The sequence below is a fragment of the Pectobacterium aroidearum genome, assembly GCF_041228105.1.
GTDB lineage: Bacteria > Pseudomonadota > Gammaproteobacteria > Enterobacterales > Enterobacteriaceae > Pectobacterium > Pectobacterium aroidearum.
In genome coordinates, this window is sequence record NZ_CP166097.1 from 3,525,608 (window position 1) to 3,536,495 (window position 10,888).

The following is a 10,888-nucleotide window of genomic DNA, read 5'->3' on the forward strand; positions in this document are numbered from 1 at the left end:
TTTATCACTTCTTAAAAAACTGGGGTATTTTAGATAAATTCTTTCCTGCGACAGCACTTAGCCAAGGTAACTTATTACTCTTCATCGCCTTAACATCTTCTTTTGTTTTCATAATCATGTTGGATAAAGAGCGATTACTTACCCCACCGACCCTCATATTTATAATCACTTTAGGTATATATTTAACCGCTATTTTATGAATCCAAAGATAGCGAAGTAAGGAATCATAATCAGCCGATATTTTATATGACAAATCAAAAGAGCCAAAGTGTTGATAGCAAGAACGTTTCATATAAAAAGTGGGGTGTGGCGGCATCCATCCGAGTTTCATTTTTTTTATATCAAACTCACCGCTTACCCATTTACGCACAATAACATTACTGTCGGTGCTGGATATATAGTTTAAATCACCATACACAGCATCAGCGTTTGATGCACGCATAGCTTCAACGATGTCCATCACGGCATCTGGATAAGCGAAAAAATCATCTGAATGCAGGAAACCGATAATATCGCCCGTAGCAGACGATATACCTTTATTGAGAGCGTCATATATTCCCTTGTCTGGTTCACTCACAATCACCGACACTCTACTACAACTACTTTTAATTAAAGATAATGTATTATCCTTAGAACCACCATCAATAATAATATACTCTATATCAGGATAGGTCTGCGCATTTAATGAATTCAATGTATCAGATATTGTCTTAGCACTATTGTATGTAGCAGTGATAATACTTACTTTCATTTTAATACCCTACGCTGATAGTGCCGACACGCAATACATCATCCTCACCTAAATAAGCACCACTGCGAACTTCTATAATTTCCAACATCACTTTTCCGGGATTTTCGATCGCATGTGATGTACCAATTGGTATATAAATTGACTCGTTCTCTGATACTAAATGCACTTCATCTCCCTTATGAACCTTCGCTGTCCCTGAAACAACAACCCAGTGTTCTGCCCGGTGATAATGAAGTTGCGTTGCCGTTCTTTCTCCCGGTTTGACGACAACCCGTTTTACATGATAACGCTCACCTTCCGCAATTTGATCATGAGAACCCCACGGGCGAAACACTTCCCGATGCTGTAAATATTCGCAGCGATCAGAACGTTTCAATTTCTCTACTATTGCCTTAACATCTTGAACGCTATCTTTACTCGCCACTAAAACTGCATCTTTTGTCTCAACGACAATAAGATTATCAATACCAACCGTTGCAACAAGTTTATTCTGAGAATAGATATAACTACTATTGGTCTTCTCAGTTAAAACATCTCCACGAATCGCATTTCCATTCTTATCTTTTTCTGCAATATCCCACAAGGCGGACCATGATCCTACATCGCTCCAGCTTGCATCCATCGGAACAACCACGGCATCACTCGTTTTTTCCATAACAGCGTAATCAATGGAATCATCTGGGCAAATATGGAAAGCCTTACTATCTAACCGAATGAAGTCTAAATCCTTATTAATGCCTTCAATCGATTTGCTACACGCCTGGTATATTTCAGGGCTATGGCACTCTAACTCTTTCAAGTAGCGAGATGCTTTAAACATAAACATACCGCTATTCCAATAATACTCACCAGTATCCAGGTAGTTCTGGGCACTGGCTGCATCAGGTTTCTCAACAAAGGAAGACACGGTAAACGCGCTCTCAACCGGTGAGCCTCTGCGAATATATCCATAACCGGTTTCAGGGCGATCAGGCACAATACCGAAAGTCACTAACTTACCTTTCGATGCATGCGCAATCGCCGATGAAACAGCTGCGGTAAACGCATCTTCATTCTGTATAGCATGATCGGCGGCCAGAACCAGCAGGATAGGATCGTCACCATTTTGGATGGCCTGCAGCGCAGCCAGAGCAATAGCCGGAGCCGTATTACGTCCTACGGGCTCTAAAATAATCCCACTATGCTTTATGTTTTTTTGTCGCAATTGCTCCGCAACAATAAACCGGTGTGCCTCATTACAAATAAAGAGAGGAGACTGATGTTCTATATCACGCAATCTCATTACAGTATCTTGCAACATTGTTAAGTTGCTGATTAAAGATAGAAATTGCTTTGGATATAATGTTCGTGACAAAGGCCATAAGCGGGAACCAGAACCTCCGGCCATAATAACTGGTAAAATCATAAACAACCCTTATTTCAAGAAATAATTCTTAGTATTTTCATGAACATCTGGACTTGACAACAATTGGTCAATTTCGAACCAGTTATAATTATCATGTTGCTTATTCGGAAGCTGAGATAAATCAACATCAAGGTTTAGCTTGTAGGCCAAAACAACATAATGGGTGGAAAAATCATCTCCGGAAAAATTATCCGTATAAAAATGCTCATATGGCCCAATGAAATTGGCTGAGCTAAATGCTGCATGAACATTTAGCTCATCTAGTGCTAACCGAGTGAAAGCACTAGAGATAGTCTCATCTTTACGTATTCTGCCACCGGGAACAAACCAGTAATTCTTAGCAGGAAGGTTTAGACGTTTTCCTAACAATATATGACCTGATTTATTCTCAATGACAAAATCGATAGAGACCAGAGGAGTCTTTTCAACAATAGTCTTAAACAGATTTCTTTCCAGGAACTCCGACATATTATTTCCTAAAAGAACTTTGATTAGCTAAGAACCAGTTGTATGTTTTTAACAACCCTTCTTCTAACTCTATTTTATATTGCCATCCTAATTGTTTTAATCTGGAGACATCCATTAATTTTCTTGGTGTACCATCAGGTTTGCTGGCGTCGAATACCACGTTACCTTGGTATCCAACCACTTTCGCCATTGTGTTAGCCATTTCACCGATAGTGCAATCAACGCCAGTCCCGACATTGATATGTGACAGCATAGGATCAGTATGAGAGTCATAGACAGTCTTATCCAATTCCATCACGTGAATTGATGCTGATGCCATATCATCCACAAACAAAAACTCTCGCATCGGCTTACCACTCCCCCATACAACAACCTCAGGAGCGTTTGAAACTTTAGCTTCATGAAAACGACGCATTAACGCCGGAATAACATGCGAGTTTTCGGGGTGGAAGTTATCATTTTCCCCATAAAGATTAGTCGGCATTACGCTACGATAATCTCTACCGTACTGTCGATTATATGACTCGCATAATTTTATCCCTGCTATTTTAGCAATCGCATAAGGCTCATTTGTCGCCTCCAAAACATCTGTTAATAAAGCCGACTCTTTCATCGGCTGTTCAACAAGTTTAGGATAAATGCATGAAGAACCTAAAAAAAGCAATTTATTCACACCTGATTGATGCGCATAATTTATGATATTGCTTTCAATCATTAAGTTCTCATAAATAAATTCTGCCGGATAAGTATTATTCGCATGAATCCCCCCTACTTTCGCAGCAGCGAGATAAACTTCATCAATATTTTCTTCGGCAAAGAAATCTCTTACTGCATTCTGCGATGTGAGATCCAACTCATCACGTGTGCGGACAACTATCTCGATATCATTTCTTGTCTGGAGCTGCCGCACAATTGCAGAGCCGACCATACCTCGATGGCCAGCAACATAAACGCGTTTTTTCATTCTTATCTCTCCACAGAAATAGATACGTCAAATCCGTGTTGCTTAAGTAAGACATGCTGTTTCGCGTTATCCAGATCTGAAGCAACCATTTCGGCACACATTTCATTTACTGTGATTTCCGGTACCCAGCCTAATTTTTCTTTTGCTTTTGCCGGATCACCCAAGAGAGTCTCAACTTCTGCAGGTCTAAAGTAACGTGGATCCACTTTGACGATAACATCGCCTACTTTAACCGCAGGCGCATTATTCCCAGTGATGGCTTTTACTGTCGCAATTTCATCAACGCCGCTGCCGCTAAACTCAAGCTCAATCCCTGCTTCTAATGCAGACATACGAACGAACTCACGTACTGTAATTTGGTAGCCTGTTGCGATGACAAAATCCTCTGGATTATTTTGCTGCAACATTAGCCACTGCATACGAACGTAATCTTTAGCATGTCCCCAGTCACGCAACGAGTCCATATTTCCCAAATGCAAACAAGACTCTAGCCCCTGAGAGATATTGGCAATAGCTCGGGTAATTTTACGAGTAACAAATGTTTCACCACGACGAGGAGATTCATGGTTGAAGAGAATACCGTTACAGGCATACATTCCATAAGATTCACGGTAGTTTACCGTAATCCAGTATGCATATAGCTTCGCTACAGCATAAGGTGAACGAGGGTAAAATGGTGTAGTTTCTCGTTGTGGAATCTCTTGTACCAAGCCGTAAAGTTCAGACGTTGATGCCTGGTAAAAACGCGTCTTTTTCTCTAATCCATTAATGCGAATCGCCTCAAGAATACGCAATGTGCCAATAGCATCAACATCAGCGGTATATTCAGGTGATTCAAAAGACACTGCAACATGAGATTGGGCACCGAGATTATAGAACTCGTCGGGCTCAATTTCTTTGACAAGGCGAACCAGGTTCGAGGTATCCGTCAAATCTCCATAGTGCAAATGAAGATTCTGACCATATTCCTCACTAATATGATCAATACGTGCCGTATTGTAAGAAGAGGCTCTCCTCACAATACCATGAACTTCATAACCTTTTTCTAGAAGAAACTCTGCCAAATAAGAACCATCTTGACCAGTAATACCACTAATAATTGCCTTTTTCATGTATATTCCTAATAAAAAACTATTTCACAAGGTTATTTAGTTTCTTGCTATTGACTTCATTAATTAATGAAAAATAATTTTCACTGACAACGCGGTAAGAGAAATTTTCCACAACAAACTCTCTACCCAAACGTCCCATACTCTTCCTTTTTTCTGGCGAAAGAAGGGACATATTCTTTATCGCGTAAGCAAAAGCACATGTATCAAATTGCTCAACAGTAAATCCCGTACGCTCATTTATAACAATATCTTTCAGGCCAGAGGTTTCAAAGCAAATCACAGGCGTTTCACTAGCCAAAGCCTCAGCTGCAACTTGTCCGAAAGACTCAACAAGAGAGGGAATCACAGCACAATCAGCACACGAATAAAGCGCTGATAGCTCTGCAGGATCCTTAATATGTCCAACCCAAGAGCAGGAAAAACCAGAAAATGCTTCCGATGATTTTTCTGCACTACCAAAAATTATCAGCCGAATGCGTCGAAGATCGTTTTCTGATACCAAAGATTTTAAATGATTTAAAGACTCTTCAAGCTGCTTTCCGCCTTTTATCGGATTCTTATTACCACCAATTGCACCAAAAATAATCAAGAAATCATCTTCGGAAAACCCCATTTTTTTTCGAAGTTCATCACGAGCCAGAGTACTCAATGGCTTAAAAACATCGACATCTATTGGGTTAGGTAATAATCTGATATCCGCGCCCTTCAAAATTTGACTTTTTTTAGCTCTATCGAGCATCCACAGAGAGGGAACGGTATAAACGATATCTTTTCTTTTACTCAATTTTCTATTTTTAATTTTCCAAATATAAAAAGACCAATTTATTCCTTTGATCCCTTTCTTGGAAGATTTATATCCATTTATGAAATCAAGATCCAATTCTTCATGACCATTCTTACACTCAAGATCAACGTGGGCATAATGCTCAACACCGCAATACAGCCATTCATCATGCAATGTAAAGATGGATCCTTGTGGGATCTTATCAAAATCAAAAATGCTTAATGTATCGTTATTTATCCAGTGGAAATGATGAACAGCATTGATGCAATTAAAAGAATCAGTAACGGGTTTATGGGAGAAAAGATTCAGCGAATGTTTTATTGGATTATTATCAACCTGCATCTTCACTAGGATAAAGGAAATTACTCTTTTCAAAAAAGACCATCTTCCAGCGTTATCCTGGTTAATAAAATCAACGCTATATCCATTATCTAAAAGTAAAGAACCAAATTTTTTCGCTGCAATTGCAGCACCTCCCTTAGACAAGGAAAAGGAGATCAGCTTCACTTTAACCATCAGTAATATGACTCTATTTGTTTTCTATTAATTTCATCAAAACTTATTAAGGATATATTGGAACAAAACTCATCATACCGCTCACTCATTTCTGATACAGCATGACTTAACGAAGACGCATCGTTAACGTGGAACACTATTCCTGCTTTATATGCCTCGACAAGATCTTGCCCACATCCAACTTTATCTGAACAAATAACAGGTAAGCCGTATGCAAGTGCTTCCTCAACAACCAATCCCCATGGTTCAGAAGTTGAAGGGAAAATAAAAATATCATGCTCGACAAAAATAGAATTTAGCTCAGAATTATTAACATACCCTTTGAACAGAACATTCTCGCTAGCCCTATTCTCCAGGCTTTCTCTCTGTGGCCCATCGCCAACAATAGTCAGTGACAACTCAGGATGAGTACGGAAAAAATCCAAAAGGAAATCCAAACCTTTCTCTTCAGCTAATCGGCCAACATACAAAAATCGGCCACGATAGGTGTGTTTATCCTGTCTAACATGATTATCCGTAGCGTGATTATTCAACCCCACTCCGTAGGTAGTTATAATCTCGCCCGGAAAATACAGTGACTCAATAAGTTCTCTATGAGGAGCACCACTACAAAAAGCTGTTGAGATTCGACTCAGAAACAACCTTTTTATTTTTCCTTTTAATCCAGAAACCACGCTCTCATAGCGGGTAGACTCGATCACAACCGCGTTTTTCGCTCGTGGGCTAGTAAAGGCCACTCCCCAAAACTCAATAAGATCCCATCCACCTATGACAATTTTTTTATACTGAACAGAACGTAATAATTTCAACAGATGGAACAAAGAAGCGTATTTCTGTCTTAACTCAAAACCACCTTCATTGATGAATTTATATTCGAAATTCATTTCACCCTTAATAAAATCGTCATTTCTTATTTCAGAACCACTGGAAATAAAAACAACAAGAATCCTTTTATTTTTCGCAATTTCGTTATAAAGATTTATTTTATAAAAAGCAGGGAGATGGGTAACAAATATAATGTCATACATAAGAATACCTAGCTGAGGGGTTTTCATGAATTACGAAAAATAAAATCGATTAGCTTATTACTTGCGTATTCAGGTGCCAGTAAGTTAAGGACATTATTTTTTCCTTCCTCGGCAGTTTTTCTCGACCACACCATATCGTGTATGACTTTATCAAACGCGTTTATGATTTCATCTTCTGAATCAGTGCTCAAAAAAATGGCACCATTATTACCCAACACATGGCGGACATCACTGATATCCGTTGAGATTACTAATAAACCGGAATTTGCATATTCTACAACTTTAGATGGAAACGTTGTGTTAGCAAGAGCGCCGCTGATCGGTTTCAATGCAAGTCCAACATCACAATTGATCAATAATTCATGGTAATCAGCGTTACTCAGTCTTCCATGCACACGGACAGCAGGGAATCCCTCATCATTCATTAGATTTTTGAAACTCTGCAAAGATGGACCTTGCCCGGAAATCTCAAACTGAACATTATGCCACCGGTGACTATCTGAACGCATCAAACGAATCGCATTGGATAACCGTTCAGCACCAGTGTCCTCAGATAAAGACCCGGATAATAAAATGGATACCTTGTTGCTATCAAATACGGCATTTTCTCTTAAAACAGGACTAACCGTGCCGTAATAACAGGTCGTATGTTCTATTTTTGTCATCGAAGACAGCGCAGAGCACGCTAACATTGCGCCATCTTTGCAAAAAACATCATAGAGCCAAGGAACTATTGATTTGATTTTCTTTTTGAGTGATTTGCCTTCATTCGAGACAATCTCTCCATCTTCAATATCTATGATTCTTTTTTTTCTGAAAATAACTGAAGTAAAGAGACTTAAAATATATGCAGGCAAGCGATTATAGAAAATAACAGCTTTATCTGAGTAACCGCCTTTAGCTATAGAGCAAGCAGTAATAATAGCCAAATAAAAAAAGGTGAGTAACTCGGAAAGAAAACGAATATGTGTAAAAGGCAAATAGATAATATTCGCATTACCTTTTTTTACTTTTTTAAGGTTATAAAATTTAAAACGACCATCTGCCTTTCCTCTGCCCATGCTAATAATATCAACATGTACGTTAGTATTAGCTAACGCATCAGCAAGCATAAAGACCTTTCTGGATGCGGCAGGACTATCTGTCGTTATGTTTCGTTCACTTCTAACCGCGTCATCAATAGCATTACAAATAATAATAATTTTCTTCATGGCAAAATACGTTTAACCTTAGCAGGCACACCAGCAACCAAAGTATTTGAAGGGACATTATCAGTAACCACAGAGCCAGCGGCAACAACAGCACCTTTGCCTATCGTAACGCCACCCAATATAATTGTCCGAGCACCAATCCAACATCCCTCTTCAACAGTAATTGAGGCAGCAGTTCCTTTACCCGCTCTTCTTTCACTATCACCAATTTCATGAGAGCCAGTGATGAAACTCACTTCATGGCCAATATCACAATTGTCTTTTATTGTCACAATAGCCATAACATTAGAATATATACTGACATTAGGGCTCAGCCAAACATTGTTCCCTAAGAACACTTCACCATTGCCGTAAATACCACCGCCACCGCAATAACATACGTTATCACCGACATGGACATTAACAAATTTGAGAAGGAACCGTCTTAAAGAGAAAAAGCGAGATGTCGGGAGGATACTATGCAGCATCCTAACAAAGAACCTAAACATACAGCCTCTTTTTATATTAACTCAAAAATTCATATCAAAAGAATATTTAACAAAGACTAATTTGCTAATTCCTTTTGAAAAAAAGGACACGCAGGAAAAAAAGAAACATTATTACTAACAACAACTGCCATAACATTTCGCTAAAGAAGCCACGATAAAAGTGCAATGTGTAATATGTAAAAAAAGAATAAAGGGCCACTTTAAAACATTCTGAATAATAAGATTCTTTCGTATAACACGTCGTGTTATATATTAACCGTGAAAAGAACCCTAAAAACCCACAAAGAAGAATGACAGCGATAAATCCACCATTAATATACATATCGCCAAATAGCGTAGCGACCGTTCCACCACCTGTATTGTATTGAGAAGGGTTATAACTAAATGAAATCACCCTGGATATACTTTCAGGTTTATCTGGCCATATACTACGCGGCACGAACATAAAAGGTGTTCGTAAAACTCCATTTTCAATTCTTATAAATGAGTCTTTTATTATATTGATATACATATCAAATGAGTTAAAAGACTCCAATGCAGTTACAATTAAATTTTTTATATCGTAAAAATCAGAATCTAATAACCGATCAATAATAAACATCACATCATTATTCTCTCCCCTTCCGCGCTTTAAAAGCAAAACAAGCATCACAAAAGGGGCACAAAGAGCAATTAATAAATAATGATAAAACTTAACAGTAAACATCTTAAAGTAGTGACCATAAAAACCCCATATTATTATTTGTTGGATAATTAACATCCGAGTAGGGGAATCAAGCACACTCAGTAAAGATAATGAAAAGCATAGCCAATATCTCGCTCTACTTCCTTTTATATAAAAAAATAGAAAAAGTGTAATAAACGTGGTTTTTAATATATACAGTATAGTTAAATAGGGATTATTATCTGCAAATGAGCTCGTATAATCAATATCATCCCCGACCAAGTTATCCTTAAGAACGAAACTGCCAAGCAAGCTAGAAAAAATAAACAAAAATGCAATCGTTATAAATACATTTAGTATGAATTCTTTACGAGAAAGAAGGTCTCTTTCAAACCAAAGAAATTTTCTATGATGAGAGTAAGATAAAAAGAAAGATAATGCACCGGTAAGAGATATTATAAAAGCAAAAACAGAGTATATATCAAACTCTGACAACACAAACGGAATAATTATAAAATAGAAATAAAAAAATAAAAAAATAAATTTATAGAACCCTTTTCCAAAGGGTCCTGTCAGCTTGTTATTTACTGAACGAAAGTCAATCATTTTATTTTTTCCAGATAAAAACCAGTTTAATAAAACCGATCAAAAAGCTACTGCTTAGAAAAAACCGGGCATCCGGAAAAATAAAGTTTAATGAGTATTTTTTATATTTTCTAGTTAATTGCCTGAAGGAGAACTTACTCCATTCTACCTTTGCACGTTTATATATTTTTTCATTCTTAAAAAGATCGATTGTTTTATGATGGTACTCAGCTATAAGAGCAAGATTACCCGTCGTATTGTGGCTATGAATACGATAGTTAGCTAAATTTTGAGGCAAAACATCCAATGTTCCACCATTTACTGTCAAACTGAGCCATAAAAACAGGTCCTCAACCTTTAAATCTTCCCTGAAATTATTCTCAGTCAATTTGTCTCGACGGATTAATATTGTTGCAGGAGGTATTTTATACCCCTCAATCATAATCCGTTCAAAATCAAATACCTCAACCTTTTCTCTAGTATCTCCCGGAGTAACATTGTTGCATTCATCAATCACATTCACCTGGGCACAACATGCAACACATGAATCATGATCGTTCATGTACTTTATTTGTTCTTCCAGTTTCTTTTCCAACCACATGTCATCTGAAGCCAGAATAGCAAAATAGTCGCCATTACATAATTCAAGGCCTCTTTTTAGCGTTTTAGACAATCCTTCGTTGGCTTTGTTTATGTAAATAAAATCATGGTGTTTTTTTAATTCAGAAATTTTCTCATGAGAATTATCGGTAGAGCCATCGTTTAAAACAATTATCTCAACAGGAGAATAACTTTGATTTAAAACGCTAGTTATAGAATCCACTACATATCTTTCATGATTATATACAGGAATAATAACACTAACTAAATTATTTATTGACATAATAACCTTATTTAACTTCACGCACCAAT

General features: G+C 37.6%; 11 protein-coding genes. All 11 read right to left on the bottom strand.

The window, feature by feature from the left end; translation table 11 throughout:
• Positions 1-4: 4 nt before the first annotated feature.
• Entirely contained in the window at positions 5-751 is a 747-nt protein-coding gene (locus AB8809_RS16035) for a glycosyltransferase family 2 protein (RefSeq protein ID WP_015839591.1), read from the bottom strand.
• A 1-nt stretch (position 752) separates the two neighbouring features.
• Positions 753-2,156: a mannose-1-phosphate guanylyltransferase/mannose-6-phosphate isomerase gene (locus AB8809_RS16040; protein ID WP_015839590.1), complete on the bottom strand. Its 1,404-nt coding sequence runs from the start codon at positions 2,154-2,156 to the stop codon at positions 753-755.
• Positions 2,157-2,165: 9 nt separating this feature from the next.
• Positions 2,166-2,624: a GDP-mannose mannosyl hydrolase gene (locus tag AB8809_RS16045; protein ID WP_320703328.1), complete on the bottom strand. Its 459-nt coding sequence runs from the start codon at positions 2,622-2,624 to the stop codon at positions 2,166-2,168.
• A 1-nt stretch (position 2,625) separates the two neighbouring features.
• Positions 2,626-3,588 (bottom strand): GDP-L-fucose synthase, encoded by a 963-nt coding sequence (locus AB8809_RS16050; RefSeq protein WP_015839588.1) that lies wholly within the window; start codon positions 3,586-3,588, stop codon positions 2,626-2,628.
• 2 nt (positions 3,589-3,590) lie between these two features.
• Positions 3,591-4,700 (bottom strand): GDP-mannose 4,6-dehydratase, encoded by a 1,110-nt coding sequence (gmd, locus tag AB8809_RS16055; RefSeq protein WP_015839587.1) that lies wholly within the window; start codon positions 4,698-4,700, stop codon positions 3,591-3,593.
• Between the two features lie 19 nt (positions 4,701-4,719).
• The gene (locus AB8809_RS16060) at positions 4,720-6,000 is read right to left on the bottom strand and encodes a glycosyltransferase (protein ID WP_015839586.1); all 1,281 of its coding nucleotides are present in this window, start codon (positions 5,998-6,000) and stop codon (positions 4,720-4,722) included.
• Positions 6,000-7,028: a glycosyltransferase gene (locus AB8809_RS16065; RefSeq protein WP_349854943.1), complete on the bottom strand. Its 1,029-nt coding sequence runs from the start codon at positions 7,026-7,028 to the stop codon at positions 6,000-6,002. Before AB8809_RS16065 ends, AB8809_RS16060 begins: the two co-directional genes overlap by 1 nt.
• Positions 7,029-7,051: 23 nt before the next feature.
• The gene (locus AB8809_RS16070) at positions 7,052-8,239 is read right to left on the bottom strand and encodes a glycosyltransferase (RefSeq protein WP_349854945.1); all 1,188 of its coding nucleotides are present in this window, start codon (positions 8,237-8,239) and stop codon (positions 7,052-7,054) included.
• Complete coding sequence (locus AB8809_RS16075) at positions 8,236-8,727, bottom strand: DapH/DapD/GlmU-related protein (RefSeq protein WP_349854947.1); 492 nt, start codon at positions 8,725-8,727, stop codon at positions 8,236-8,238. Before AB8809_RS16075 ends, AB8809_RS16070 begins: the two co-directional genes overlap by 4 nt.
• A 64-nt stretch (positions 8,728-8,791) precedes the next feature.
• Positions 8,792-9,997, bottom strand: a complete 1,206-nt coding sequence (locus AB8809_RS16080) for a hypothetical protein (RefSeq protein WP_320703322.1) — start codon at positions 9,995-9,997, stop codon at positions 8,792-8,794.
• A 1-nt stretch (position 9,998) separates the two neighbouring features.
• Positions 9,999-10,859 carry a glycosyltransferase gene (locus tag AB8809_RS16085; RefSeq protein ID WP_349854949.1) on the bottom strand — a complete coding sequence of 287 codons (861 nt, stop codon included), beginning with the start codon at positions 10,857-10,859 and terminating at the stop codon, positions 9,999-10,001.
• Between the last annotated feature and the right edge of the window lie 29 nt (positions 10,860-10,888).